This is a genomic window from Curtobacterium sp. PhB170, from assembly GCF_003752345.1.
In the GTDB taxonomy this organism is placed as follows: Bacteria; Actinomycetota; Actinomycetes; order Actinomycetales; family Microbacteriaceae; genus Curtobacterium.
Map to the genome: position 1 here is coordinate 224098 of NZ_RJUM01000010.1, position 24669 is coordinate 248766.

Sequence of the window (24669 nt, forward strand, 5' to 3'; positions counted from 1 at the left end):
TATCGTAGACCGCATGACCACGACCATTCGCAACGTCCGCACCAGCTCCGGCGGGGTGACCACAACCGAGGCTGTCGACGTCGAGTTCGACGAGCACATCAGCACGGTCCGTCCCGCGGGGACCGTCGCTCCAGCCGGCGGTCCGGTCGTCGACGGAACGGGGCAGTTCCTCGTTCCGGGCCTGATCGACACGCACGTCCACCTGGGCTCCCCGGCGGCGCTGTCGTCCGCAGTCCGAGCCGGCGTCACGACGATGGTCGACCTCGGGACACACCCGGACTCCCTCGTCGACGAGCAGCGACGAGCACCAGGGGCCCCGGGGCTCCTCAGCGCGGGCTCGGCCGCCTCGGCACCGGGCAGCACCCAGATCGCTCGGATGGGCTTCCCGGACGCGAGCGGCGTGAGCAGCGCAGCCGATGCCGAGCGGTACCTGGACTGGCGGGCCGCGAACGGGTCGGACCTGGTGAAGATCATCATCGAGGACCCCGACGCCACCGACGTCCCCGCGCTCGTCGTCGCAACGATCACGGCCCTGGTCGACGGTGCACGCAGCCGGGGGCTCCGGACCGTGGCCCACGTCGTGACCGCCGCGTCGTTCGTCCGCGGGCTCGACGCCGGGGTCGACATCCTCACGCACGCGCCCCTCGACCGGCCGCTGCCGGACGCGACCGTCCGGCGGATGGCGGCCCAGGGCACCATCGCGTCACCGACCCTCGTGATGATGCGCGCGATGGCCCGCGCGCGACTCGGGGACCGTGCCGACGCCGCGTTCGAGAACGCCGTCGAGAGCGTGCGCCGGATGCACAGCGCCGGTGTGCCAGTCATCGCCGGCACGGACGCGAACGAGACCCCCTTCGCGCCGGTTCGCCACGGCGAGGCCCTCCACGAGGAGATGCTCCTCTTGCGGGACACCGGGATGACGAACGGCGCGGTACTGACCGCTGCCACGGATGGGGCAGCGGCGGCATTCGGTCTGCACGACCGCGGGCGTGTGGAAGTGGGGCTGCGTGCGGACCTCCTGCTCACGACCGGCGATCCCCTCGTCGACCCAGCCGTCCTCGCTCAGCCGGGCGCTGTGTGGGTCGGTGGGACACTCATCTCGTGAACGCTCCCGTCCGGCGGCGCGGTGCTGACCTCGAGCACGCGATCTTCGCCGCCACACTCGAACAGCTGGCTGACCACGGCATGGCGGGCCTCACCTTCGAGAACGTCGCCGCGGCAGCCGGTGCGGGCAAGGCCTCGCTCTACCGGCGCTGGACCGGTCCGGAGCAGCTCGTCCTCGCCGCCCTCGCCTGGACCGAAGACACCGCGGAGCGGAGCGATCACCCCGGGGGGACCCGACTCCAGCCGGTCGGCGACCTCCGCGACGAACTCATCGCGTTCCTCACCGACCTCGCCGACGGGCTCACCTCCCCGGTCGGACGGGTCCTCACGCCGCTCCTCCTCGAGCGGGAGCGGCGGCCGGAGATGTGGCAGCGGATCGTCGCGCTGCTCATCGAGCCGCGCCAACGCCTCGTGACCGAAGCATTCGGACGTGCCGCGGCCCGTGGCGAGATCCCCTCGAGCGCTGTCAGCCCATCACGCGTCAGCGCTGGCGCCGCACTCGTGCTCGCCCGTCACCTCACCACTGGTCCGCTGTCCCGCGACGACATCGTCGAGGTCGTCGATGACGTCGTGCTTCCCGCCCTGTCGCGGTGATCCTCGCGAAGTCGCGCTGACCGACCCGTAGGGGTCTGGCGGAATGCGGACGGGTGGGATCAGCGCACAGCCGGCGGCGGCCCCGTCGTGTCCCCCACCCGCAACTCCGAGACGAACGACGCCGGCTGCGGCTCCGCCCCCTCGAGCATCGCCAGCGCAGCACGAGCGGCAGCCTGGCCCTTCTGCACGAACGGCTGCACGAGCGTGGTCAGGTGCCGGATCGGCGTGCGGTGCAACAGGCTGTCGTCCACCGTGATGCCGTCGAACCCGACGACGCTGACGTCCTCGGGCACCCGCAGCCCGGCGTCGAGGGCAGCCGAGATCACCCCGACGGCGATCAGGTCGCTCTGGGCGATGACGGCGGTGGGGCGAGGGCCATCGGCAGCGAACAGCTCCACGCCTGCCAGGCGTCCTTCTTCTACCGAGCTCCCCGCCGTCTCGACCGCCACGGCGGAGGGGTAGACCTCGCGCACGCCCCGCAGTCGCTCCAGCGTCGTGAACGCGATGCCCGACGCGAACCGGTCGTCGTCGACCGGCCCCCGCCGACGAGCAGCGTCGAGCGGCAGCGTCACCACCGTGACGTCGGCGTGCCCGAGGTCCTGCAGGTACGCAGCAGCACGGCGCGAGGCATCCCGGTTGTCGAGCTGAACAGGGACGGCACCCTCGATCTCGTCCGCCTCGATCGCGACGACGGGGATCTGCCGGCGCCGCAGCACCGCCACGGCCGGGTCGATCCGGACGTTGCACCCGACGAGCACGACGGCGTCCATCGGGGCATCGACGAGGGGGCCGGCTCCCTGTTCGTCATCGAGCGGACTCCGGACCAGCAAGAGCGAAGCGCCCGCAGCCCCGGCGACCTCGGCGATGCCGTCGAGCGTCAGGACGTTGACGGGGTCACGGAAGGCATCGCTCAGACGCTCGTCCATGACGACACCGATGACGCCCGAACGCCCTCGGCGGAGCGAACGCGCACGGGGGTCGGGGCCGCCGTAGCCGAGCTCTGCGGCGGCGGCGAGGACTCGGGCCTTGGCGTCCTCGGACACCGGGCCGCTGCCGCTGAACGCGAGCGAGGCCGTCGACGGCGCGACACCGGCGGCGCGGGCGACCGCGGCCAGCGTCGGGCGCGACGGACGGGTGCCGCCGTCGCGGGAAGGCGACGCGCCGAGTGCTGTTGCCGGTTCGTCCATCGCCGGTTAGCGTAGCGGGAACAAGCGGTCGAATCGATTCGATAGCGGCCGACTCCGAACAAAACGCGCAGCGCGACCCGCACCACGCGCACCACGACCACCAGCAACGAAGCACGATGGGACCACCATGACGACGCCGTCCACCCGCACCGTTCCGACCACTAGGGCCTGGATCATCGCGGTGTTCGTGGTGTTCACCCTGTCCGGGCTCGACATCGCGACGTGGCTCGGCCGGATCCCGAGCGTCCGCGACTCCCTCGGGGCGAGCACCTTCGAGATGGGCCTGCTCGTCCTGGGCATGGCCGTCGGTTCGATCGGTGGCCTGACCTTCGCCGGCCACATCGTCGCCAAGCTCGGCGCACGGCGCGGGATCCAGATCGCCGCCGCCTGTCTGGCGCTCGGCATGGTCTTCGCCGGCATCGCGGTCACGCTCGGGTGGGGCTTCGCCGCCATCTGGATCGCCCTGATCGCCTTCGGGTTCGGCAACGGCCTGTGCGACGTGTCGATGAACGTCTCCGGCGCCGCTGCCGAGAAGGCCGGCGGGCGCACGATCATGCCGCTGTTCCACGCAGCGTTCTCCCTCGGCACACTGGCCGGCGCCGGGCTCGGTGCCCTGGCCGAGCGGCTCGAGATCCCGGTCTCCGTGCACTTCATCGTGCTGGTCGTCATCACGAGCGCCGTGATGCTCGTCGCCGTCACGAAGTTCCAGGACGAGCACCGCTTCGCCGAGCAGGTCTCCACCGACACCAGTCCGGTCGCCACGCCGCTCACCCGCATGCAGGTCTGGGCGCAGCCGTCCACGATCCTCATCGGCGTGATCGTGCTCGGCATGGCCCTGGCCGAGGGCTCCGCGAACGACTGGCTGCCGCTCGCGATGATCGACGGCCACGGGCTCGACAACGCCGCCGGCGCCGGGGTGCTCACCGTGTTCCTCGCGGCGATGACCGTCGGCCGCGTCGCCGGCAGCCCCCTCATCGACAAGTTCGGGCGCGTCCCGATCCTGCGCATCAGCGCGGCCGTCGCCGTGGTCGGCCTCGGCATGCTCATCTTCATCGACAACGTGCCGCTCGCGATCGTGGGCGTCGTGCTCTGGGGCCTCGGTGCCAGCCTCGGTTTCCCGATGGGCATGTCGGCCGCCGCCGACGACCCCCGCACCGCAGCCGCCAAGGTCAGCGCCGTCGCCACCATCGGGTACGTGGCGTTCCTGGCCGGTCCTCCGCTCATCGGGTTCCTCGGCGAGCACGTCGGACTGCTCGGTGCGCTCCTGGTCGTCTTCGTGTTCATCATCGCGGCGGGACTCGCGTCGGGTGCTGCCCGTGAGACCGGCGCCGCCGCCCGGCCGACCCGCGGGGGCGGCGACGGACACGACGGGGGCAAGCCGCGCCTCCCGGCCGACAGCGCTGACCACACCGACAACGTCGACAACGTCGACAACGTCGACAACGTCGACAACGTCGACAACGCGACGAGCGCTGCCGACGCAACCAGCACTGCCGACGCGACGAGCGCGCCGTCCGGGTCGGGACGCGACGCCCGTTAGGCTTCCCGGGTGCGTCTCGTCATCGCCCGCTGCTCCGTCGACTACGCCGGACGGCTCTCAGCCCACCTGCCGCTCGCGACCCGTCTGCTCATGCTCAAGGCGGACGGCTCGCTGCTCGTGCACTCCGACGGTGGCAGCTACAAGCCGCTGAACTGGATGAGCCCGCCGTGCTCGATCGAGATGAGCGAGCCCGACGAGGAGCAGACAGTCGGTGGCATCACCGAGGTCTGGACGGTGACGCAGAAGAAGACCCAGGACCGCCTGATCGTGTCCATCCACGAGGTCATCGCGGACCAGACCCACGACCTCGGCGTCGACCCGGGCCTGGTGAAGGACGGGGTCGAGGCGCACCTGCAGCAGCTCCTCGCGGAGCAGATCGAACTGCTCGGCGACGGCCACACGCTGGTCCGCCGCGAGTACATGACCGCCATCGGGCCGGTCGACATCCTGGCCCGCGACGACGCGGGAGCGAGCGTCGCGGTCGAGATGAAGCGCAACGCCAACATCGACGCGGTCGAGCAGCTCACGCGCTACCTCGAGCTCATGAACCGCGACCCGCACCTGCGTCCAGTGCAGGGCGTGCTGGCGGCGCAGACGGTGGCACCGCAGGCACGAACCCTCGCCGAGGACCGCGGTATCCGCGTCCTCGTGCTCGACTACGACGCGATGCGCGGCATCGAGGGCGGCCACACCCGCCTGTTCTAGAACAGGCGGGACCCGGGTCCTCCTTCTGGGGTACGGAGACCTGAGGTTTCCGTGTCAATCGCATGTGACGCCCCTCGAAAGAGGGGTGAACCTGCGACCCCTGTGACCGAACCTGTAAGAGTTGACAGGGGGGAGTCGCGGGGCGACCGGCGCAGCTGTCCTCCGTCATCTCGTCGCCCTCCGAGGCGGTGCCGGCCGTGATCGATGTCGACAACGGAAGAGGAATGGGGAAGACCATGACGTCACTCGCGTCACGTGTGAACAGCGATCGATCGATCGCGAACCTGCAGATGGACCGCACCAACTGGTCCGGAGCACCAGGGGAGCTGCCCGTGCTGGCCACCCCGGCCACCGTCACGGCCGCTGCCGCGTTCGTGGCAGCCAACAAGGGAGCGGTCGCCGGCGCGGCTGCCTTCGCCGGGCTGTTCGGTGCCGGCGTGTGGGTCGGCGTCGCGACGGCCGACTAGGGGTGGTGACGATGCTGCTCGAGAAAGTGAACGCGGACGCCGCGCTCGCGACGTTGCCCTTCGCCGACGTGTCCAGCCGAGGGTTGAGCGCCTCCGTCCCGGTCCTCGCGACGCCCGCCACGGCCGCGGCCTTCTGCCCCGGTTTCGTCGCTGCGTTCAAGGGCGCAGCGGCGGGTGCCGCCGCCTTCACGGCCGGGTTCACCATCGGTCAGGCCATCGGCTGACCACCTGTGCCGGCCGACGGTTCCTCGTCGGCCGGCACCCCGCTCGACCGCGCAGCGGTCGGGTCACGTACGTCCTCGTCCAGACGGGTCGCACAAGCGACTCCCTCGCCCAGGAGGCCACACACCCATGCACCAGCGACCCGCGAGCGGGGACCGAGCGTGAACGCCCGGTCCGTCCTCGCGCACCTCCCTCCGCTCCGCGCACCCCGTCTCCGGGCGATCACAGCGGGCATCGGCGACGTGCTGACCGCCGTGTCCCGACCGCGCACGGCGCTGCTCGCGGCCGAGCGGATGAGCGCGGTCACGCAGGTGCTCAGCAGCGTCGAGTACCTCTTCAGCCGACGTGACCAACGTCCCGGCGGCCTGGGTGACTGGACGTACGGTCGCAGCGCGATGGCTACCCGGTTCCCCCGGCTGATGCCGTTCCTCGACCGCGTCTCGGACGAGAAGATCGACAACGTCGTCCACGTGCTCCGGATCGGCGCGGGGTTGTCGCTCTTCCTGCCGTTGCACGTGACGGCACACCGGGCCCCGGCGAACGCCTTCCTCGCTGCGAGCGCGCTCGTGCTGCACCCGAAGAACCACTACGGCTCGGACGGGTCCGACCAGCTCGCCTTCCTCGTGCAGACCTCGGCAGCCCTCGGCCGTGTCGGTCGCGGTTCACCCCGAGCGGCCGAAGCGGCGGTGTGGTTCCTGGCGATGCAAGCCGCGTTGTCGTACAGCGTCTCCGGCCTGGTGAAGATCGTGAGCCGGACGTGGCGGACCGGCGAGGCGCTCCCGGGGATCCTGCGCACCCGCACGTACGGCGATGAGGGCCTCTACCGGTTCCTGACCGCGCACCCCCGCCTCTCCCGACTCGCCGCGCACGCCGTCCTCGTCCTCGAGACCGCGTTCCCGCTGGTCTTCGTGCTGCCGACCCGCGCGGCCTACGGGATCGTCGGGGCGATGGCCGCGTTCCACCTGGCGAACGCGCGGTACATGGGACTCGCCCGGTTCGTGTGGGCCTTCATGGCGACCTACCCGGCCATCCTCTCGGTGGTGCAGGGGCGCGCGGCGCGGTCGCTGACGGCAGGCTCGCACCGCTCGCCCGCTCGGCTCCCAGCGATCGTCGCCTCGGTCACCGGCATCCTCGCCGTCGTCGGCGTCGGTTCCGCGCTGGTGCGCCGCGCCGGGATCGAGCGAGCGGACGGGCCGGAGGCCCGGCGGCACCGCACCCCGTCACGGAACGTGCTGTCTTACCGCCTCCGGCGCGCACCCGGTGCGGAGGCTCTGCCGCTCGTCGTGTTCGAGAGCGGCCACCAGTCCTCCGCCACCTACTGGCACTGGTACGGCGAGGAGCTCGCCGGACGGGTCGACACCCTGTTCTACAGCCGCGCCGGGTACGGCGCGAGCAGCTACTTCTCACGTGACAGCTACAGCCTGCAGGAGTCCGTCGACGACCTGGTCGACCTGGTCGACGCGGTCGCCGCCGATCGGGACGTCGTGCTGGTGGGGCACTCGCTCGGCGGGTACCTCGTCACCCGTGCGGCGGAGCGTCTGGGGTCACGGGTGACCGGGGTCGTGCTCATCGACCCGACGCACCCGGGCGAGGTCGCCGTGTCCGCGGTGCAGGCCGAGGGTGCCCGCATGCTCGACATGTCGATGCGACTCGTCGCACCCTCGCTCCGGCTCGGACTCGGTGTGATGCTCGACGTCCCGCCGTGGGTGTTCCTGTACCCGGACGAGGTCGCAGCGCGGCTGCGGGCCGAACTGCGGGACCACGCCCTGTGGTCCACCGCCAAACGGGAGTGGACGAGCCTGTACCAGGTGTTCCGCGCACCGGTGGGGAGCCTGCCGACGACCTCGGCTCGTGTCGACGTCGTCGCTGCCGACCGGACCCTGCGGGAACACCCGCACCAGCGGGCGCTCGACGAGGAGTTCGTGGCCGCCGGTGCCGACGGTCGTCTCACCGTGGTCGACGGAACCGATCACCTCGGTCTCCTCGCCGACCGCGCCGTCGTCACCCGGATCGCCGCCGTCGTCCTCCGGCACACGACACCGCGGGTGCCCGTGGAAGCCGAGGGTGCGCGGTGATGGGCCGCCGACCCGCACCCACCACCGTCATCACGACCGCCGTCGAGGCGGTGTTCGCCGGCTGGTTCGTCCTGACGCTCCTGACCCAGCACCCGCAGCGGAGCTTCGACCGGCTCCGCAGCCTGGACCCGGTCGGGCTGACGATCCCGAACTGGCGGTTCTTCGCTCCCGAGCCGGCCACCCAGGACTTCCACCTGATGTACCGGACACGCGGTGCGGACGGCCAGGTGTCCCCGTGGCACGAGGCCTCCAGCATCGTCCGCCGGCGGCTCGTGCACGCGTTCTGGTTCCCCGGCCGACGCCGTGAGAAAGCGTTCTTCGACGTCGGCATCGACCTCATCGCGCTCAACTCGCTCGAGGTCGAGCAGATGCAGCAGGCGTCCTCGTACCGGCTCGTGGCCAACTACATCCGGCACGCCGTCGAACGCCGCGAGCGCGCCGGCGACCTCGAACCGGGCAGCGACGCCTTCCAGTTCATGGTGGTGCTCTACAGCGGCTACGACGAGTCCGGCGATCCCGAGTACCGCTTCGTCTCCGGGCTCGTCCCGCGGATCGAGGGTGCGGAACTGCCCGCGCCGACGGAGGACCGATCGTGATCGACAGCAACATCGACCGGGACCGCCAGGACATCGACCGCTCCGGTGGGTACGGCGGAGCGTGGGCGAGCGTCTACGACCGGGTGTTCGAGCACGGTGGCGCGCTCGAGGCCGAGGCGCTCGGGAGCCTCGTCGCTCCCGCGTCCCGGATCGTCGAACTGGGTGCCGGGACCGGCCGGGTGGCGATCCCGCTGGCGCGCGCGGGACACACCGTGCGCGCCGTGGAGGTGTCGTCCGCGATGGTGGACCGCCTGCGGGACAACCTCGGTGCCGAGGACGCCTCGACCCGCGCCCGGACGACGGTGGTCGACGCGGACATGCGGGACCACTCCGAACCGAGCGGATCGGCCGACCTCGTCGCCTGTGTCCTCGGCTCGATCTCCTGCCTGCCCGACCCGGCCGACCGGGAAGGCGTTGTGCGACGAGCCTCGTCCTGGCTCGCGCCGGGTGGCCACCTCGTGGTCGAGGCGTACGACCGAGCGACCGCGGTCGGCAGGTTCGGCATCGAGCCCCTGCCGGTCGTCACCGAACGCCCGGACGGTGCACGCCTGACGTCGACCTACCGTCTGGACACCGCGGCGGACACCTGGTCCGTCGCGCACCGGTGGGAGGAACCGCGGTCCGTGACGCAGTTCGACGAACGGGTCGCCTTCGTCGAGCCCGACGAACTCGCCGCGTGGGCGGAGGACGCCGGCCTCGAACGGGTCGCGCTGCTCGGCGACTGGTACGGCACGCCCTACGAAGCGGGCGAGAACCCGCTCTGGGTCGCGGTCCTCCGGCGGCCGGCATGAACCCGGCCGGCACCATCGAGGTCCGCGACCTCGACAAGCGCTTCGGGTCCCGGCTCGTGCTCGACGGGGTCTCCTTCACCGTGCCGTCGGGGCAGGTCACCGGCTTCATCGGCAGCAACGGCGCCGGCAAGAGCACGACGATGCGGATCCTGTTGGGCCTGCTCGAGGCCGACGACGGGACGGTCTCGGTCGGTGGGTGCCCGATCGACTCCGCGTACCGCAGCGGCATCGGGTACATGCCCGAGGAACAGGGTCTGTACCCGGAGATGCGGGTCGGTGACCACCTCGTGTACCTGGCCCGGCTCCACGGTATGGGTCGCCGACAGGCTCGTGCCGAGGTCGCGCGGTGGGGGGACGTGCTGGGGATCCGGCATCGCTTCGGCGACGTCGTCCGTGAACTCAGCCTGGGCAACCGGCAGCGTGTGCAGCTCGTCGCCGCCTTGCTCGGCGACCCCACGGCGCTCGTGCTCGACGAACCGTTCTCGGGCCTGGACCCGAGCGGCGTCGACGCGATGGGCGCGGTCCTCGCCGACACCGCACGGTCCGGCCGCCCGATCCTGTTCTCGAGTCACCAGCTCGACCTCATGGAGCGCGTGTGCGACCGGGTGGTCATCATCCACGACGGGCGGATCGTCGCCGAGGACCGGGTCGACGACCTCCTCGAGGGGACGGAGAACCTCCACGTCGTGCGCACCGCCACCCCCGTCGCTCCGGGTGTGCTCGCCGAGCTCGGTGCGGACGTCGTGACGAGCGGCCGCCATGCGCTCAGCGGCACGACGACCGATCCGGATCGCCACGTGGTCCGGGTACCGTCCGGCACCGAGGCGGACGTCTTCCGCCGCCTGGCCGCCGGCGTCGACGTGATCGGCGTCGAGCGGGCCCGCGCGACCTTGTCCGACCTCTACCGAGACGCGGTGACGCAGGATGCTCTCTGATCGACCACGGCTCGACCTCCGACAGGTCGGCCACATCGCCGGCCGCGAGGTCCACGTCGGACTGCGCATGCGGTCGTTCTGGATCGGCATGGTGGTCAGCTGTCTCTTCATCGTGGCGCTCGCGCTCGTGCCCAGACTGCTGGCCGGCAACACGGCCTCGACCGCGCTCGCGTTCGCCGCGACGCCCGAGGCCGTCGCCGCGCTCTCGGCGGACGACCGGGGCGCGGTCCCCGGCGTCGACATCCGTCCCGTCGACTCCGCGGGCGCGGCGGCCAGGGCACTCGATGCCGGCGACGTCGCGGGGACGGCAGCGGTGGCCGACGGCCAGGTCACGGTCACGATGGCCGACAGCGCCGACGAGGCCGCCGGCCTGGCCGTCGCAGCCGCGATCAGGACCGGCACACTCGAGATGATGGTGGCCGACACCACCGGGAGTCCGGTCTCGGTCCCCGAACCGGTGGTCCGTGCCGTCTCCGACTCGTCCGGCGACGCAGCACGACTCGTGCTCGCGTACGTCGTGTCCATCGTGCTGTTCACCCAGATCGCCGGCCTCGGCGGGTCGGTCGCGCAGGGAACGATGGAGGAGAAGACGACGCGGGTCGTCGACATCCTGTTCTCGCGCGTGCGCCCCGTGTCCCTGCTCGTCGGCAAGGTCGTCGGCACCGGGCTCTTCGGTCTCATCCAGATGGCGATCCTCGCCCTCGTCGGGATCGGCGCCGTGCGGGTGTTCGGGACGGCTGGCCTGCAGGACCTCATCGCCCCGGCGGCGCTCGTCAGCATCATGTGGTTCGTCCTCGGGTTCGCCTTCTACGGCTTCATCTACGGGGCGGTCGCCGCCACCGCGAAGCGGCCGGAGGCACTGTCCTCGTCGTTGCTGCCCCTCCAGCTGCTGAACGCAGCGGTGTTCGTCGTCGCGATCCTCGCGCTCCAGGGCATCGGGGATCCGTGGGTCCGCGTGATGAGCCTGATCCCGCCGTTCTCCGCGATCCTCATGCCGATGCGGCTCGCTGCCGGCGAGGTCGCCGGTGTCGACCTCGTGGCGTCCGTGGCGGTGATCGCCGCGGCCACGGTGATCGCCGCGGTCGGCGGTGCGAGGGTCTACCACCGGTCCATCACCGGCCGCCGCAGCCGTCTCCGCAGGCCGGTCCGCTCGCCCCGGACTCGCCCGCAGCACCCGAACCCCTGACAAGCACCACACCCACCGCACGACACCGACAGGAGCACAACGTGGAGACCACAACAATCATCTGGATCGTCGTCATCGCCGTGATCGCCGGCCTCTCGCTCACCGCCGGGGGTTGGTTCTCGCGGAAACGCCGCTGATCGGCGAGCGCCGTCCGTCGACGTCGCCCTCCGGGCACTACGAGGACCGTCCGGTCCCCGGCCTGGAGGCGCGGCGCCGGTCCACCCCGTCGCCGCCGCGACCCCGGGTGGTCGCCCGCTACGGCCCGGCTAGGGTGGACAGGACATGACCAGCCCGTTCTCCGCCATCCTGTTCGACCTCGACGGCACCATCAGCGACTCCGCGCCGGGCATCCTCGAGAGCCTGACGCACACCTTCCGCACCGTCGGCGTCCCGGTGCCGGACCACGACACCCTGATGTCGTTCGTGGGCCCGCCGATCATGGACACGTTCCGGGTCGCGATGGGCATGGACGACGAACTGGCCGACCGCACCCTCGCCGTCTACCGCGAGCACTACTTCTCGCACGGGGCGCTCGACTCCGAGATGTTCCCGGACATCGACGTCGTGCTGCGCACCCTGCACCAGGCGGGGCTGCCGATCTCGACGGCGACGAGCAAGCCGGAGACCCCGGCGACCTACATCCTCGAGCACTACGGACTCACCGGGGACATCGACATCATCACGGGTGCGAGCGACGACGAGGTGCGGTCGAGCAAGGCCGACGTCGTCGAAGAGGCACTGCGACGCCTCGAGGCCCACGGCTTCGACACCAGCCGCCCGGTGCTGATCGGCGACCGGAAGCACGACGTCGAGGGCGCGACCGTGCACGGCGTCCCGGTCGTCTTCGCCGAGTGGGGCTACGGCTCCCCCGACGAGGCCGAGGGCACCATCGCCCGCGCCGCCACCCCACTCGACCTGCTGCCGATCCTGCTGCCGTCCGCGACGCCGTCAGCATGAGCGGCGACGTCGTCGGGCGGGGGCTCCGCGGTGCCGCCTGGCTGCTGCCGGCGGCCATCGTCCTGATCGCACTGAACTTCCGCGGCCCGATCGTCGCGACCGCCCCGGTCATCGGCGACGTCCGCGCCGACCTCGGCCTGACCGCGACGATCGCCGGGCTGCTGACGACGATCCCGGTGCTGTGCTTCGCCCTCGCGACGCCGTTCGCCAGCTGGGTCATCGCGAAGGCCGACCCCGAGCGTGCGGTGTCCCTGTCGCTCGTCATCGTGCTCGCCGGCACCGTGGTCCGTTCGATGCCGTCGTCGGCCGCACTGCTCATCGGCACCGCGGTGATCGGCATCGGCATCACGATCGGCAACGTGGTGATCCCCGTCGTCATCCGGCGGGACACCTCGCCGGAGCGTGTCGGCCTGGTCACCGGCGTCTACACGTCGGCACTCAACGTCGGGTCGATGATCACCTCACTCGCGACCGCTCCCCTGGCGGCGCTGTGGGGTTGGCCGATCGCCATCGCCGTGTGGGCGGTCTTCGCAGTCATCGCCGGGTTCGCCTGGACGTACGCAGTGGGCGCCCGGGCCGCATGGCGCCGCCCGGTGCGCTCGGACGACGACGAACCCCTGCCGATCACCGGTCCGATCGACCAGGTGCTCGACACCGGGGCGATCCGGACGATCCGCGCCGACCGGGCCGCGGCGGCCGCTGCTGCCACCGCCGCCGAGCCGGTCCGCCCCGCACGACGGCTCATCACGTGGGGCCTCACGCTGGCCTTCGGCGGCCAGGCGTTCTCGTACTACGCCCTGACCGCCTGGATCCCGACCCTGCTGCACGACGAGATCGGGTTCTCGAAGGCGTCGTCCGGGGCGAGCTCGTCGGTGTTCCAGATCCTGGCCGTGGTCGGTGCGCTCGGGGTCCCGCTGCTCGCGGCGAAGTGGCGGCCGCGGGCGATCATCGCGCTCGTCGCGTTCCTGTGGCTGGCGATGCCCCTCGGGCTGCTCTTCGCCCCGCAGCTCTGGTTGCTGTGGTCGGTGCTCGGCGGCGCGGCCCAGGGCGGCGGCATCACCGTGATCTTCATCGTGATCGTGCGGATCGTGTCGAGCGACGCCGATGCCCGTCGGATGTCCGCGTTCGTGCAGGGCGGCGGGTACCTGATCGGCTCGGCCGGACCGCTCGTCGCCGGGGCGCTGCACGGTGCGACCGGGGACTGGACGGCACCGCTGCTCGTCGTGCTCGTGTCGGTGCTGACGCTCGGGGTCGTCGGCACGATCGCCGCGCGCCGCGTGTCCTGAGCGGCCCTGCTTGTTCGCTCGCTGCGGAGCGCTTCGTGAGCACGCGCCCACTACCGCCCGGCGAGCACCTCACGCAGGGACATCGGGCGCCGGCCGGTGATCCGCTCGACGTCGCCGGACACGTGCGCGAGCGCCCCCTCGGCGATCGCCGTGTAGGTGCTCACCCACGCATCGGCCTGCCACGGCTCGGGGTTCCACTGCGCTCGTGATGCGTACGCCTCGTCCAACGTCTCCGGGTGGTACGTCACCGTGCGGCCGCGCACCTCGGACACCACCGCGGCGGCTTCGGCGAGCGTGATCGCCGCAGGCCCGGTCAGCTCGTAGGTGCGGTCCACGTGGGCAGCCGGGTCCCGCAGCACGGCCGTGGCGACCCGGGCGACGTCCGCACGGGCGACCGCCGCCATGGCGCCGTCGCCTGCTGGGCCGCGGATCACACCGTCCTCGCCGACCAGGTCCTCGACGAAGTCCAGGTAGAAGCTGTCCCGCAGGAACGTGTACGCCGTGTCGGTCGCGCGGATCGCCTGCTCGGTCGCCCAGTGGTCGCGGCCGAGGGTGAAGGTCGCGTCCTCGGCCGCGCCGAGGAACGACGTGTAGACGACGTGCCGCACACCCGCTTCGGCAGCTGCTGCGACGAAGGTGCGGTGCTGGTCGAGCCGGTCCTCGGCCTCGGCCGCCGACACCATCAGGAGCACGTCGACCCCCTCGAGCGCCGCCCGGCTGGCGTCGGCGTCGGCGAACGTCGCGACCGCGACCTCGGCGCCGGGCAGCTCCGGGGCGCGCGCTGCGTCGCGCACGATCATCCGGAACGGCACGCCGTCCGCGGCGAGCGCGCGTGCGACGGCGCCCCCGATGTTGCCGGTCGCTCCGGTGATGGCGATGGTCATGGTCGCTCCTTCGATCGGTGTCGCGTCGTTCTGACGGTCACGTCCGCACCGTCCTGGAGGCGCGGATCACCGTGGGCGCGACCCTCGCCGCGTTCACGCCGTCGACCTCCACCGCCCACGCGCGCGCGGCGTCGTGGTCGCGTCCGTGACGCATGTGCCGACCGACCAGGCGGTCGACCCGAACCCCGTCGTCGACGGCGCAGAACCAGGTCTCGGTGAACAGACTGCCGAGCGCTGCCCACGGTTCGGCGTCGTCGAGCAGGTAGTTCCCCTCGGAGACCACGAGCCGGGCGGCCTGCGGGACGGCGATGCTCCCGGCGACGGGCTCGTCGATGCGGCGGTCGAAGTCCGGCGCCCACACGGTGGTGTCGGCACCGACCAGTCGTCGGACCAGGGCGACGTAGCCGTCGGCGTCGAACGTGTCGACGGCGCCCTTGCGGTCGTGCCGGCCGAGGGCGTCGAGCGCCGCGTTCGACAGGTGGAAGCCGTCCATCGGCACCTGCACCGCGGTGCCGGCCCCGAGTCGCTCGTCGACGGCGGCGACCACGCGGCGGGCCAGGGTCGACTTGCCGGCACCGGGAGCACCCGCGATGCCGAGCACTGCCCGGGTCCCCGCCGAGGCCAGCTCGACCGCACGCTCGACGGCGTCGTCGACGCTGCTGTCCGGGTGGCTCACGGCCCCATCCTGGCAGAGCGCGCCGACACCGGACCGGGGTGGTTCACTGGCCGCATGGTCGATGCGACGAAGGCGTTCAGCGGGTTCTCGGTACGCGACGTCCCGGAGGCGAAGGCGTTCTACCAGGACGTCCTGGGGGTCGAGGTCACCGAGGACCACGGCATGCTCTTCCTGCAGCTCGGCGACGGCCACGGTGTCCTCGTCTACCCGAAGGGCCCTGCGCACGAACCGGCGGCCTTCACGGTGCTGAACTTCCCCGTGCCGGACGTCGACGCCGCGGTGGACGAGCTCACCGCGAAGGGCGTCACGTTCCTGCAGTACGAGGGGATGACCGACGAGAAGGGCGTGAACCGCAAGGGCGGGCCGCTCATCGCCTGGTTCACCGACCCGTCGGGCAACGTGCTGAGCGTCGTCGCCGAGTGAACATGTTGTGTTCAGAAAGCTCGCGCCGGTTCCACTGACCGCCCTACCGTCGTCCCACACCGACGAGAGGACGGCCATGACCGCTGTGGTGGGACGACATTGGACCCGCGAGGAACTCCTCATCGAACGCGCGCGGGTCCGGGCGCAGTGGGACCTCGATGAACGAGAGTTCGCGCCGACCGAGCAGTGGCGCGATCTCTTCATCGACGAGTTTCTGGCACAGGACTGGCTCGACAGCATCTCCTTCCTGCTGGGTGAGCGATGACCGGCAGTGCGGAGTCAGCGGCGCAACAGCAGATGGAACTCGCGCAGGCTCTCCTGGACACTTGCCTGCCCGGACACGGGGCGCGAGTCGACTACGACCTCGACGTGCCGAGCGGGACGATCGTCATCCAGCCTGCTCCAGAGGCAGGAAGCACCCCGCGAGTCAGTCTGACGGTCGGAGGCGTCCACACCGCCGACGTCACGCTGTCGATGCGGTTTCGCTGGTTCGACCACCTCGACGCGCTCGAGGTGAACGAGAGCCGGTTCACCCTGTTCCTCGCAGACGACCGGCAACCGCTGGTCCGTTTCGAGTTCCAAGAAGCGTTGACCGCCACCCCGCAGTCGCACTGGCACCTGCACGCGGAGCGCGGCTCGTTCAGTGCATTGCTGGCCAGGGCGGGCGACAACGGATCAGGGCGTCGCGACGCCGCTCGGCTGTCCTCGTTGCACTTCCCGCTCGGCGGCCCGCACTTCCGACCGAGTCTCGCCGACGTGGTGGAGTTCGTCATCGTCGAGTGCGGAGTCGATTCGCTCCCGACCTGGCGGTCAGCGGTGCACGAGTTCCGGAAGCAGTGGCGCCGAGGTGAAGCGGCCGCGACTGCTCGTCAGTTCCCCGCCGAGACCGCCGGGGCGCTCCGCGCACTCGGGTGGTCCGTCCAGCCGCCGGCACCCGCTGAGATCCCGGCACAGTTCGCGACGCTGGCCGCCGGATGAGGGGTCAGCGGGTGAGCGCACCCGCCCACGCCAGTGCAACGGGTACGAGCAGCCCGTGCCGGTGGTGCGGGAGCTCGGCGATCGGCAGCCAGCGCGACTCGTCGGTCGACCCGTCGATCTCGTCGCGCAGTGTGCCGCCGACGACCGTCGCGCGGAACACGACCTGCACGGCCTTCATCGGGCGACCGTTGGCGTGGATCCGGCGCTCGGCGGGGACGACGTGGTGCCGGACGCCGAGCAGGGCGCCGACCTCGGACTCGTACCCGGTCTCCTCGCGGACCTCGCGCACGACGGCCTGCTCGACGGTCTCGTCGAACTCGACGCCACCGCCCGGCAACGTCCACGTGCCGGCTTCGGGGAAGCGCAGCTTCGCCAGGAGCACCCGGTCACCGTCCGTGATCACGCCGTACGCGGCGAGCCGGGTGTCGTAGTCGGTGTACTCCATGGGCCGACCATGCCAGGTGGGCGAGCCGACGCACGCAAGCCGCGCCGTGCCTCCCGTCCGGAGTCCTCAGGCGTCGACGCGCGCTGCCGCCCAGCCGACCCGCATCCGGGCGACGGCGCGGTCGAAGCCGCTCAGCGGCTCGGCCTCGTCGCGGACCATCGCCTGCAGCTGCAGCCCTTCGAACAGTGCCATGAGCTGCTCGGCAGCGTGCCGGGGCGAGGCGCCCCGCGGCTCGCGTGCAGCGACGACGTCACGGACCAGGGCGAGGGTGAGGTCCTCGAACGCCCGGGTGTACTGGGTGCGGAACCACCCGGCTGCGGGGTGGCCGGGGTTCGACGCAGCGCTGAGCACGGCGATCCGGAGCCGGACGAGGGCCGGGTCCGTGATGCCGGCCTCGAGTCGGGCGCGCAGGTACGCGACGGCACCGTCTCGTTCGGCGACGGGCCACAGCGCGAGTCGGCTGCCGTTGTTCCACCGGTCGATGACCGCGACGACGAGGAGTTCCCACATCGGGAACGCTCGGCTGACCTCGGCGACCGGCACCCCGGCGTGCTCGGCGACCTCGTCCGGTCCGACCCGGTGGAAGTCCGTCGCGCGGTACGCCTCGATCGCACCGGACACGATGCGTGCACGGAGATCGGCGTCGGGCGTGGGCATGCTGACGATTGTCCGGTCCCGGGGGGCGACCACGCGACCGCCAGTTCAGGGGGCGCGAAGACGGCCAGTGCCGGTCGAACGTCAGTGCCGATCGAACGTCAGCGTCTCGTCGTCCGGGGCGGTGACGGCGCCGGTCCGGGCGAACTCGGCCCAGATCGCACGGAAGGCCCGGCCGCGCCGCTCGACCTCGGGCCAGTCGCGCTCGGGGACGAAGCGGGTGCCGGCCCAGGCCTCACGGCCGCCGAGCAACAGCGGCAGGTCGCTCATGTGGACGGCGCCGGTCGGCGCGGTCGTCACGCCACGGAGGAGCCGGTAGGACGTCGCTCGCCCGCCGGCTCGGCGGTGCCGCGCGGTGAAGCGTCGGACGTCGCGGCCGTAGATGACGTCGGAGAGCGGACGGACCACCCACCAGCGGAGCGCCGGGCGCAGGATCCGCGACCGAGCGACCCGGGACAGACCGCGGACCAACGGCACGTACATGCCGGTCTCGTCCGTCGCGGACCCGATCAGGACGTCGACGTCGGGAGCGACTCGGCTCCAGGCGTCGTCGAGGTCGCGTTCGGCGGGCAACGGGGCGAATCCGTACTGGGTGCCGAACGGCATCCCGCCCGCGAGTCCGTACGGCGCAGCGGCCCGGGTGCCGAGGGCCTGCCGTTCGAGCAGGTCGTCGAGCGGGGTGTCGGCGTGCACGGCACCGACCGCCCGGATCATCGCGCGGTTCATCCGGGAACGACCGCGCGACAGCCCGAGCGGTGCGCTCTGGATGATCGCCCGGCGGAACAGCCCGGCCGCGCCGTCGCTGATCATCAGGTGGGCTGCTGCGTCGCCGCCGGCCGACTGCCCGAACACCGTGACGAGGTCGGGGTCGCCACCGAACGCGGCGATGTTCGCCTGCACCCAGCGGAGCGACTCGAGCAGGTCGAGCAGTCCGAGGTTCGCCGGGATCGACGCCCCGTCGCCCAGGAACCCGAGGACTCCGAGCCGGAAGGTCACCGACACCACGATCACGCGCTGCTCGGTCACGAGGTCACGGGCGTCGTAGATCGGCAGGTCGCCGCCGCCGATGACGTACGAGCCGCCGTGGATCCAGACCATCACGGGCAGGCGCTCGTCGGGCGTCACGTCGGCGGGCAGCGTGATCGACAGGCGCTGGCAGTGCTCGTCGACGGTGATGTCCTCGACCTCGCCGAGCAGCTGGTCGACGAACTGCGCGTGCGGCTGCGGCGCCACGGGGGACGGCGTCGACGCGTGCAGTTCGCTCGCGAAGGGCGGCATCGGCTCCGGCGGCGCGAACCGGTCGGCCCGCGCGTAGGGGATCCCGAGCACGCGGACGACGTCGCCGTCCACCGTCCCGACGATGCGACCGGCCGGGGTGTCGAACGGGGCAGGCGTCGCGTCGAGCATGGGCTCCACGCTACCGAGGGTCGCTGACCCGCTCGTGGGTCGGTTCGGCGACCGGACGCAGCGACCCGGATGCGGCGAAGGCGGCCACGAAGAGCACGGCGATCAACCAGAGTGCGCTGAGCGCGCCGACCTGCTCGGCGATCGCGCCGATGACGGGCGGGCCGGCGAAGTTCGCGAAGTACCCGATCGACGCGACGACGCTGACCCGGGCGGCCGGGTTCGGGCCGCTCTGCGCCGCTGCCGACATGCCGAGCGGGAACCCCATCGAGACGCCGACCGCCCAGAGGACCACGCCGATTAGCGTGAGCCACCAGGTCGTGCCGACGATGAACAGGACGGCGCCGAGGATGCCGAGCGCGGTCGTCCAGCGGACCGTCCGGACCCGTCCGAGTCGATCGACGACGGGGCCGGCGAAGACGCGCGTCGCGGCCTCGGAGACCGCGAACACGGTGAAGAAGAGGGCGCCGATCGTCGCCGTCTGGCCGTGTCCGTCGGTGGCCGCCAGGGCGAGCCAGTTGTTCGCCGACCCCTCGCCGAGTTCGACGCCCAGCATCACGACGCCGATCAGCAGCAGGCGGACGTCCGCCCAGCCGCGCGCCCACTGCCGCAGGCGCTGCCGCGGGGTGAGCGTCGTGTCGTGTTCCTCGGCGCGCGTGCCGTCCGGGATCGCACGCATGGCGATCACGCCGACCACCAGGATGACGACCGCCTCACCGATCAACTGGGCCGAGGGGGTGATGCCCAGCCATGCGCAGAGGGCGGCGATCCCGGCGCCGAGGGCCGCGCCTCCCGACCAGGCGGCGTGCATCAACGGGAGCAGCGTGCGACCGGCGAGCGCCTCGATCGCCGTGCCCTCGACGTTCGCCATGACGTCGAGCGCGCCGATCCCGGCACCGGCGACGACGAACCCGACGCTCGCGAGCGGCACGGAGTGCAGCGCAGCGGCGACGCCGATGAGTGCCAGTGCGGCAGGGACCAGGACGGCGACCGCCGTCAGGGCACGTCGGCCGCCCAGGCGCCGGAGCAGCGGGGCGGCGCTGAGCAGGCCGCCGATCGAGCCGATCGTGACACCGCCGAGCATGAGACCGATGGTGCCGATGTCGACACCGAGCTCGACGCGGAGCTCCGGGAGCCTGGGGCCCCAGCCGGCCAGGCTGATCCCGCCGATGGCGAACGCGACGATGATCGCGTTCCGCCACCCGGCGAGCTGGCTGCGGTCCACGTCGACCCCGGAGGTGTGCATCCGGCTATCGAACCCGCTTGATGGGGATCACTACAAGGGCACCGATGATGGCGATCGCACCGGCGGCCCAGCACATGAGCGTGTAGTTGTCGGCGGCGTCGCCCGACCCGATCTTCAGGAAGAACAGTGCGACGGCCGGAGCGAGCGACTGCGGCAGCGCGTTGGCGATGTTGATGACCCCGAGGTCCTTGCCGGGGCGGTCGGCGTTCGGCAGCACGTCGACGACGAGCGCCGTGTCGATGGCCGAGTAGATGCCGTAGGCGAAGCCCATGATGACCTCGGCAACGTAGAAGCCGTTCACGGTGTCGGCGTGCGCGAGCACGACCAGGCCGACCGCGAACATCGCCGTCGAGCCACCGACGAAGACCTTGCGACGGCCGATCTTGTCGGACGCCCACCCGGACAGCGCCGCGCTGATGAGGAGCGCGATCGTGTAGAGCAGCACACCGAAGGCGACGGCCGCGGTGGCCTCCTTCGCGTCCTCGATGCCGAGGTGCTTCTCCATGTAGAGCAGGCGGTAGGTCGTGAACATGAAGGTGGCGAAGATGATCAGGAAGCGCGACCACCAGGCGAACGCGAAGTCCGGGTTCTTGATCGGGTTCGTCCAGAACGAGGCGATGAGGTTCAGGAACGTGAACTTCTTCAGCTTGTACGTCGGCAGATCGTCACGGGCGACCACGGCGTACACCGCGACGAGGACGATCGCCAGGATGCCGGGTGCGATGAACAGCACCGGCAGGTTCGCGACGAAGAACACCGACAGGTAGGTGCCGGCGAGCACGGCAATGTTCTGCGCGAGGGCGATGATGCTCGACGAACGGCCGCGCTGCAGCTGGGGGACGTTGTCGGCGAAGCTCGCGAGCAGGGTGGCCAGCGTCGCGTTGGCGGCGAGCTGGGCGAGGAGCCAGGCCAGCGTCAGGTTCAGGACGTCGGGCGAGTAGGCGATCCAGGCCAGGGCGATCGCGAACACGACGACACCGCTCAGCAGCCAGGGCCGACGACGACCCCAGCGGGTGCGGGTGCGGTCGGACAGCGCGCCGGCGAGGGGGTTCATGATGAGCGCACCGAACGCGCCGATCGGCAGCACTGAGCCGATGACGTTCGCCGCGTCGTCGCCGACCAGGGCCTGCGCCTTGAGCTGCATGCTGACGTAGACCGGTGCCATGAGTGCGACGAAGAGGCCGAACTGCCCGAGGAACAGGGCGATCTGGTAGCCGATGCCCACCTTCACGGTGCTGATCGGCTGGGTGATGCCCTCTTCGGGGTGCAACAGTGCCGGGCTGCCGGGTTCGGGTGTGCTCATGACGCCTCCTTGAGTCGATGCTGGTAGCCAAAACCGTCCTGTGCACGGTTTTGACTGGCTGAGCATACATCGACAGGTGTCGTTCATGTACTGACGTGCGACACGGGGGGACGCAAAAACTACACACCGGGTGGTTTTTGGGGTAGCGTCGTCATCGATCTCGCCGTGGAGCATCGCTCCTCGACGGACTGCGACACCCGGTGCTTCGACACCTGGGAGTCGCGACCCCCAGACAGGACCGAAGGAGCCTCTGCAATGCCCACCACTTCTGTGCAGCTGTACTCGCTGCGAGACGCCATCGCCGAAGACCTCGACAAGGCCATCGCCCGTGTCGCCGAGATCGGGTACGAGAACGTCGAGCCCTACGCGTTCGTCGAGCGTGCCACGGACCTCGAGCGTGCCTTCGCCGCGACCGGCCTCAAGGCACCGTCCGGCCACGTCGCCGTGATCGACGCCGAGGACACCGCGCCGATCTGGGACGCCGCCGAGCGCCTCGGCATCCAGACGGTCATCGACCCGTTCATCCCGACCGACCGCTGGCAGACCGCCGACGACGTCGCGAAGATCGCCGAGCGCGTCAACGTCCTGACCGCCGAGGCAGCCTCGCGCGGCCTGAAGTTCGGCTACCACAACCACCAGTGGGAGTTCACGAACAAGGTCGACGGCCGCACGGTCTACGACCACTTCGTCGAGCAGATCAGCCCGGAGACGGTGCTCGAGCTCGACACCTTCTGGGCGACCGTCGGCGGCGCCGACGCCCCCGCCGTCCTGCGGGCACTCGGCGACCGCGTCGTCGCCATCCACGTCAAGGACGGCAAGGTCGACGGTGACATCCTCACCGCACTGCCCTCGTCGGAGAGCGCGCTCGTCGTGCCCGAGGCGCTGCAGCGTGCGTTCGAGAACCAGACCCCCGCGGGCCAGGGCGACGTGAACGTGGCGGGCATCCTCGCCGCGGCGCCGCAGGCCATCCGCGTCGTCGAGTTCGACGCCTACTCCGGCGACGTCTTCCAGGGCATCACCGAGTCCCTCGCATGGCTGAAGGACAACGACAAGTGAGCCGCATCGGAGTCGGCATCATCGGTGCGGGGAACATCTCGGACCAGTACCTGACGAACCTGACCCAGTTCGCCGACGTCGAGGTCCTGATGGTCGCCGACCTCATCCTCGAGCGCGCCGCGTCCCAGGCCGAGAAGTACGGCGTGCCCGCGTCCGGCACGGTCGAGGAGCTCCTCGCCCGCGACGACATCCAGATCGTGGTGAACATCACGATCCCCGCCGAGCACGCCAAGGTCGGCCAGCAGATCATCGCTGCCGGCAAGCACACCTGGAGCGAGAAGCCGGTCGCGACGAACGCCTCGGACGCGCAGGAGCTGCTCGCAGCCGCTGCCGCCGCCGGTGTCCGCTACGCCTGCGCCCCCGACACCGTCCTCGGTGCCGGCATCCAGACCGCCATCCGAGCCATCGCCCGCGGCGACATCGGCACGCCGCTCACCGCGACGACGATGTTCCACGTGCCCGGACCGGACCAGTGGCACCCGGACCCCGAGTTCCTGTACGCCCAGGGCGCCGGTCCGCTGTTCGACATCGGCCCGTACTACGTCACGACGCTCCTGCACGCCTTCGGCGCCGCCTCGCGCGTGCAGGCCGTGTCGTCGAAGTCCCGCGAGACGCGTGTGATCGGTTCCGGCCCCCGCGCCGGCACCGAGTTCGCCGTCGAGGTGCCCACGCACCACGCAGCGCTCATCTCGTTCGAGGGCGGCCAGTCGGCCCAGACGACCCTGTCGTTCCAGCACGCACTGCCCCGCAACGGCTTCGTCGAGATCAACGGCTCCGAGGGCACCATCGTGCTGCCGGACCCGAACGTCTTCGACGGCGACAGCACGCTGTGGACGCTCGGCAAGGACGAGCCGACCACGCTGACGCACAAGGGCTCCACCTGGGGCCGTGGCACGGGTGTCGTCGAGCTGGCCCGCGCGATCGCCGAGGGCCGCCCGGAGCGCGCCTCCGGTGCCGTCGCGTCGCACGCGCTGGACGTCATGCTCGGCATCCGCGACGCCGCCGAGTCGGGTCAGTCCGTCGAGATCACCTCGTCGATCGACCCGATCCAGCCGCTCCCCGAGGACTTCGACCCCGCCGCCGCGGTCCTCGCCGAGGCCGCGAACGCGTAGTCACGTCGTGCGTCGCGCACCGCGCCGCACCTGGTGAGCAGAAATGGTCGGGTCCCGAACGGGGACCCGACCATTTCTGCTCACGAAACGCACGCGCCACGCGCGCACGCACGCGCCACGCGCGCACGCGCCGCGCTCACTCCGGCGGCGCCGGCACGATCTGCTCGAGCAACCGCAGCACCTTCTCGCCGTCGACCGCCTCGGGGTCGAGCAACCACTGCACCTGCAGCCCGTCGGACGCCGCGATGCTCAGCGAAGCGAGGTCGACCGGGTCCAGGTCGCTGCGGATCCGCCCCGCTGCCTGGTCCGCCGCGATCAACGCGGCCAGGTCGGCCCGGAGCCGCGTGAACCGCTCCCGCATGAAGTCACGGGTCGCCGGGTGCCCCTCCTGCACGGCGTCGGCCGCGAGCGTCGTGTAGAGCTGCACCAGGCCCGGCACCGCACGATTGCGCGAGGCACTGTCGCGCATGTCCCCGATCGCCGACTTCAACCGGTCAGGCGCCCCCTGCTCGCGCACCTCGTGCTCGCGGTAGACGGCGAGCAGCAGTTCGTCACGGCTGGGGAAGTAGTGGCGGAGCGCCGCGTGGGTGATCCCGAGGGCTTCGGCCACGGACCGCAGCGACGATGCGTCGACGCCCTGTTCCGCGACCATGCGGATCATCTCGTCGAGGATCTGGGTCCGGCGCTCGGCTCCCTTGCGGTACCCGCCGCGTCGCGGCGGGGCCGCGTCGTCGTCGGCGGGGTGCGTCATGCACCCAACTTACCGCTGGAAGGTTTTTCCGCCACCGTCTGGAGGCCCGCAGCGATCCGGTACCGCGCCTCCCGTCGACGGGTGCTCGCGTC

27 protein-coding genes are annotated in these 24669 nt (G+C 71.3%); 18 read left to right on the plus strand and 9 right to left on the minus strand.

Annotated features, from left to right (window positions below):
* The first annotated feature begins 13 nt into the window (after positions 1 to 13).
* Both EDF40_RS08900 and EDF40_RS08905 read left to right on the plus strand, forming a co-directional pair.
* On the plus strand, positions 14 to 1105 hold the full coding sequence (locus EDF40_RS08900) for an amidohydrolase family protein (RefSeq protein ID WP_123339256.1): 1092 nt from the start codon (positions 14 to 16) through the stop codon (positions 1103 to 1105).
* A complete protein-coding gene (locus EDF40_RS08905; protein ID WP_123339257.1) occupies positions 1102 to 1698 on the plus strand; it encodes a TetR-like C-terminal domain-containing protein in 597 nt (198 codons plus the stop codon). The genes EDF40_RS08900 and EDF40_RS08905 overlap by 4 nt, the downstream gene beginning before the upstream one ends.
* 59 nt (positions 1699 to 1757) lie before the next feature.
* Here the strand turns inward: EDF40_RS08905 and EDF40_RS08910 are convergent, their stop codons facing one another.
* The gene (locus tag EDF40_RS08910; RefSeq protein ID WP_185002930.1) at positions 1758 to 2885 is read right to left on the minus strand and encodes a LacI family DNA-binding transcriptional regulator; all 1128 of its coding nucleotides are present in this window, start codon (positions 2883 to 2885) and stop codon (positions 1758 to 1760) included.
* A gap of 127 nt (positions 2886 to 3012) precedes the next feature.
* Between EDF40_RS08910 and EDF40_RS08915 the strand changes: the two genes are divergently transcribed.
* From EDF40_RS08915 to EDF40_RS08965, 11 genes are all read left to right on the plus strand, one after another.
* Entirely contained in the window at positions 3013 to 4425 is a 1413-nt protein-coding gene (locus tag EDF40_RS08915) for an MFS transporter (RefSeq protein ID WP_260212634.1), read from the plus strand.
* A 9-nt stretch (positions 4426 to 4434) separates the two neighbouring features.
* On the plus strand, positions 4435 to 5130 hold the full coding sequence (nucS, locus tag EDF40_RS08920; RefSeq protein WP_111083752.1) for an endonuclease NucS: 696 nt from the start codon (positions 4435 to 4437) through the stop codon (positions 5128 to 5130).
* A 236-nt stretch (positions 5131 to 5366) separates the two neighbouring features.
* The gene (locus EDF40_RS08925; RefSeq protein ID WP_148053811.1) at positions 5367 to 5597 is read left to right on the plus strand and encodes a hypothetical protein; all 231 of its coding nucleotides are present in this window, start codon (positions 5367 to 5369) and stop codon (positions 5595 to 5597) included.
* Between the two features lie 11 nt (positions 5598 to 5608).
* The gene (locus EDF40_RS19195) at positions 5609 to 5821 is read left to right on the plus strand and encodes a hypothetical protein (protein WP_185002932.1); all 213 of its coding nucleotides are present in this window, start codon (positions 5609 to 5611) and stop codon (positions 5819 to 5821) included.
* 159 nt (positions 5822 to 5980) lie between these two features.
* Positions 5981 to 7894 carry an alpha/beta fold hydrolase gene (locus tag EDF40_RS08935; RefSeq protein ID WP_123339259.1) on the plus strand — a complete coding sequence of 638 codons (1914 nt, stop codon included), beginning with the start codon at positions 5981 to 5983 and terminating at the stop codon, positions 7892 to 7894.
* Entirely contained in the window at positions 7894 to 8490 is a 597-nt protein-coding gene (locus tag EDF40_RS08940) for a DUF5819 family protein (protein WP_123339260.1), read from the plus strand. The genes EDF40_RS08935 and EDF40_RS08940 overlap by 1 nt, the downstream gene beginning before the upstream one ends.
* Entirely contained in the window at positions 8487 to 9281 is a 795-nt protein-coding gene (locus EDF40_RS08945; protein ID WP_185002935.1) for a bifunctional 2-polyprenyl-6-hydroxyphenol methylase/3-demethylubiquinol 3-O-methyltransferase UbiG, read from the plus strand. Before EDF40_RS08940 ends, EDF40_RS08945 begins: the two co-directional genes overlap by 4 nt.
* Entirely contained in the window at positions 9278 to 10216 is a 939-nt protein-coding gene (locus EDF40_RS08950) for an ABC transporter ATP-binding protein (RefSeq protein WP_123339262.1), read from the plus strand. The genes EDF40_RS08945 and EDF40_RS08950 overlap by 4 nt, the downstream gene beginning before the upstream one ends.
* Positions 10206 to 11402, plus strand: coding sequence for an ABC transporter permease (locus EDF40_RS08955; protein WP_123339263.1), 1197 nt, complete (start codon positions 10206 to 10208; stop codon positions 11400 to 11402). The genes EDF40_RS08950 and EDF40_RS08955 overlap by 11 nt, the downstream gene beginning before the upstream one ends.
* 282 nt (positions 11403 to 11684) lie before the next feature.
* Complete coding sequence (locus tag EDF40_RS08960; RefSeq protein WP_111057287.1) at positions 11685 to 12359, plus strand: HAD hydrolase-like protein; 675 nt, start codon at positions 11685 to 11687, stop codon at positions 12357 to 12359.
* Positions 12356 to 13645 carry a CynX/NimT family MFS transporter gene (locus tag EDF40_RS08965; protein ID WP_123339264.1) on the plus strand — a complete coding sequence of 430 codons (1290 nt, stop codon included), beginning with the start codon at positions 12356 to 12358 and terminating at the stop codon, positions 13643 to 13645. The genes EDF40_RS08960 and EDF40_RS08965 overlap by 4 nt, the downstream gene beginning before the upstream one ends.
* A 50-nt stretch (positions 13646 to 13695) precedes the next feature.
* On the opposite strand, the gene EDF40_RS08970 is transcribed toward EDF40_RS08965, so the two are convergent.
* Both EDF40_RS08970 and EDF40_RS08975 read right to left on the minus strand, forming a co-directional pair.
* Positions 13696 to 14529, minus strand: coding sequence for an SDR family oxidoreductase (locus tag EDF40_RS08970; RefSeq protein WP_123339265.1), 834 nt, complete (start codon positions 14527 to 14529; stop codon positions 13696 to 13698).
* A 37-nt stretch (positions 14530 to 14566) separates the two neighbouring features.
* Positions 14567 to 15205 carry a nucleoside/nucleotide kinase family protein gene (locus EDF40_RS08975; RefSeq protein ID WP_123339266.1) on the minus strand — a complete coding sequence of 213 codons (639 nt, stop codon included), beginning with the start codon at positions 15203 to 15205 and terminating at the stop codon, positions 14567 to 14569.
* A 54-nt stretch (positions 15206 to 15259) separates the two neighbouring features.
* On the opposite strand from EDF40_RS08975, the gene EDF40_RS08980 reads away from it, so the two are divergent.
* The 3 genes from EDF40_RS08980 to EDF40_RS08990 all read left to right on the plus strand — a co-directional run bounded on the left by EDF40_RS08980 (position 15260) and on the right by EDF40_RS08990 (position 16606).
* The gene (locus EDF40_RS08980; RefSeq protein WP_123339533.1) at positions 15260 to 15628 is read left to right on the plus strand and encodes a VOC family protein; all 369 of its coding nucleotides are present in this window, start codon (positions 15260 to 15262) and stop codon (positions 15626 to 15628) included.
* 76 nt (positions 15629 to 15704) lie between these two features.
* Entirely contained in the window at positions 15705 to 15893 is a 189-nt protein-coding gene (locus EDF40_RS08985) for a hypothetical protein (RefSeq protein ID WP_148053812.1), read from the plus strand.
* Positions 15890 to 16606, plus strand: a complete 717-nt coding sequence (locus tag EDF40_RS08990) for a hypothetical protein (protein WP_123339268.1) — start codon at positions 15890 to 15892, stop codon at positions 16604 to 16606. Before EDF40_RS08985 ends, EDF40_RS08990 begins: the two co-directional genes overlap by 4 nt.
* Before the next feature lie 4 nt (positions 16607 to 16610).
* Here the strand turns inward: EDF40_RS08990 and EDF40_RS08995 are convergent, their stop codons facing one another.
* The 5 genes from EDF40_RS08995 to EDF40_RS09015 form a co-directional block, all read right to left on the minus strand.
* Positions 16611 to 17051 carry an NUDIX hydrolase gene (locus EDF40_RS08995; protein WP_123294468.1) on the minus strand — a complete coding sequence of 147 codons (441 nt, stop codon included), beginning with the start codon at positions 17049 to 17051 and terminating at the stop codon, positions 16611 to 16613.
* A 66-nt stretch (positions 17052 to 17117) separates the two neighbouring features.
* Positions 17118 to 17708 (minus strand): TetR/AcrR family transcriptional regulator, encoded by a 591-nt coding sequence (locus EDF40_RS09000; protein ID WP_123339269.1) that lies wholly within the window; start codon positions 17706 to 17708, stop codon positions 17118 to 17120.
* 81 nt (positions 17709 to 17789) lie between these two features.
* Positions 17790 to 19112, minus strand: coding sequence for a carboxylesterase family protein (locus tag EDF40_RS09005; protein WP_123339534.1), 1323 nt, complete (start codon positions 19110 to 19112; stop codon positions 17790 to 17792).
* Positions 19113 to 19122: 10 nt separating this feature from the next.
* Entirely contained in the window at positions 19123 to 20355 is a 1233-nt protein-coding gene (locus tag EDF40_RS09010; RefSeq protein ID WP_123339270.1) for an MFS transporter, read from the minus strand.
* Between the two features lie 4 nt (positions 20356 to 20359).
* Entirely contained in the window at positions 20360 to 21658 is a 1299-nt protein-coding gene (locus EDF40_RS09015; protein WP_123339271.1) for an MFS transporter, read from the minus strand.
* Positions 21659 to 21913: 255 nt separating this feature from the next.
* Between EDF40_RS09015 and EDF40_RS09020 the strand changes: the two genes are divergently transcribed.
* Positions 21914 to 22714: a sugar phosphate isomerase/epimerase gene (locus tag EDF40_RS09020; RefSeq protein ID WP_185002937.1), complete on the plus strand. Its 801-nt coding sequence runs from the start codon at positions 21914 to 21916 to the stop codon at positions 22712 to 22714.
* Positions 22690 to 23826, plus strand: a complete 1137-nt coding sequence (locus EDF40_RS09025; protein ID WP_123294463.1) for a Gfo/Idh/MocA family protein — start codon at positions 22690 to 22692, stop codon at positions 23824 to 23826. Before EDF40_RS09020 ends, EDF40_RS09025 begins: the two co-directional genes overlap by 25 nt.
* Positions 23827 to 23962: 136 nt before the next feature.
* Here the strand turns inward: EDF40_RS09025 and EDF40_RS09030 are convergent, their stop codons facing one another.
* The gene (locus tag EDF40_RS09030; protein WP_111083743.1) at positions 23963 to 24577 is read right to left on the minus strand and encodes a TetR/AcrR family transcriptional regulator; all 615 of its coding nucleotides are present in this window, start codon (positions 24575 to 24577) and stop codon (positions 23963 to 23965) included.
* Positions 24578 to 24669: the final 92 nt, after the last annotated feature.

Bases quoted from the DNA above. Each gene is read 5' to 3' on its own strand.
- EDF40_RS08940 (WP_123339260.1), top strand. From the start codon at position 7,894: ATGGGCCGCCGACCCGCACCCACCACCGTCATCACGACCGCCGTCGAG.
- EDF40_RS09000 (WP_123339269.1), bottom strand. From the start codon at position 17,708: ATGCCCACGCCCGACGCCGATCTCCGTGCACGCATCGTGTCCGGTGCG.
- EDF40_RS08985 (WP_148053812.1), top strand. From the start codon at position 15,705: ATGACCGCTGTGGTGGGACGACATTGGACCCGCGAGGAACTCCTCATC.
- EDF40_RS08960 (WP_111057287.1), top strand. From the start codon at position 11,685: ATGACCAGCCCGTTCTCCGCCATCCTGTTCGACCTCGACGGCACCATC.
- EDF40_RS08900 (WP_123339256.1), top strand. From the start codon at position 14: ATGACCACGACCATTCGCAACGTCCGCACCAGCTCCGGCGGGGTGACC.
- EDF40_RS08990 (WP_123339268.1), top strand. From the start codon at position 15,890: ATGACCGGCAGTGCGGAGTCAGCGGCGCAACAGCAGATGGAACTCGCG.
- EDF40_RS08915 (WP_260212634.1), top strand. From the start codon at position 3,013: ATGACGACGCCGTCCACCCGCACCGTTCCGACCACTAGGGCCTGGATC.
- EDF40_RS09020 (WP_185002937.1), top strand. From the start codon at position 21,914: ATGCCCACCACTTCTGTGCAGCTGTACTCGCTGCGAGACGCCATCGCC.
- EDF40_RS08910 (WP_185002930.1), bottom strand. From the start codon at position 2,885: ATGGACGAACCGGCAACAGCACTCGGCGCGTCGCCTTCCCGCGACGGC.
- EDF40_RS08950 (WP_123339262.1), top strand. From the start codon at position 9,278: ATGAACCCGGCCGGCACCATCGAGGTCCGCGACCTCGACAAGCGCTTC.
- EDF40_RS08955 (WP_123339263.1), top strand. From the start codon at position 10,206: ATGCTCTCTGATCGACCACGGCTCGACCTCCGACAGGTCGGCCACATC.
- EDF40_RS09005 (WP_123339534.1), bottom strand. From the start codon at position 19,112: ATGCTCGACGCGACGCCTGCCCCGTTCGACACCCCGGCCGGTCGCATC.
- EDF40_RS08995 (WP_123294468.1), bottom strand. From the start codon at position 17,051: ATGGAGTACACCGACTACGACACCCGGCTCGCCGCGTACGGCGTGATC.
- EDF40_RS09025 (WP_123294463.1), top strand. From the start codon at position 22,690: ATGGCTGAAGGACAACGACAAGTGAGCCGCATCGGAGTCGGCATCATC.
- EDF40_RS09015 (WP_123339271.1), bottom strand. From the start codon at position 21,658: ATGAGCACACCCGAACCCGGCAGCCCGGCACTGTTGCACCCCGAAGAG.
- EDF40_RS09010 (WP_123339270.1), bottom strand. From the start codon at position 20,355: ATGCACACCTCCGGGGTCGACGTGGACCGCAGCCAGCTCGCCGGGTGG.
- EDF40_RS09030 (WP_111083743.1), bottom strand. From the start codon at position 24,577: ATGACGCACCCCGCCGACGACGACGCGGCCCCGCCGCGACGCGGCGGG.
- EDF40_RS08980 (WP_123339533.1), top strand. From the start codon at position 15,260: ATGGTCGATGCGACGAAGGCGTTCAGCGGGTTCTCGGTACGCGACGTC.
- EDF40_RS19195 (WP_185002932.1), top strand. From the start codon at position 5,609: ATGCTGCTCGAGAAAGTGAACGCGGACGCCGCGCTCGCGACGTTGCCC.
- EDF40_RS08970 (WP_123339265.1), bottom strand. From the start codon at position 14,529: ATGACCATCGCCATCACCGGAGCGACCGGCAACATCGGGGGCGCCGTC.
- EDF40_RS08925 (WP_148053811.1), top strand. From the start codon at position 5,367: ATGACGTCACTCGCGTCACGTGTGAACAGCGATCGATCGATCGCGAAC.
- EDF40_RS08965 (WP_123339264.1), top strand. From the start codon at position 12,356: ATGAGCGGCGACGTCGTCGGGCGGGGGCTCCGCGGTGCCGCCTGGCTG.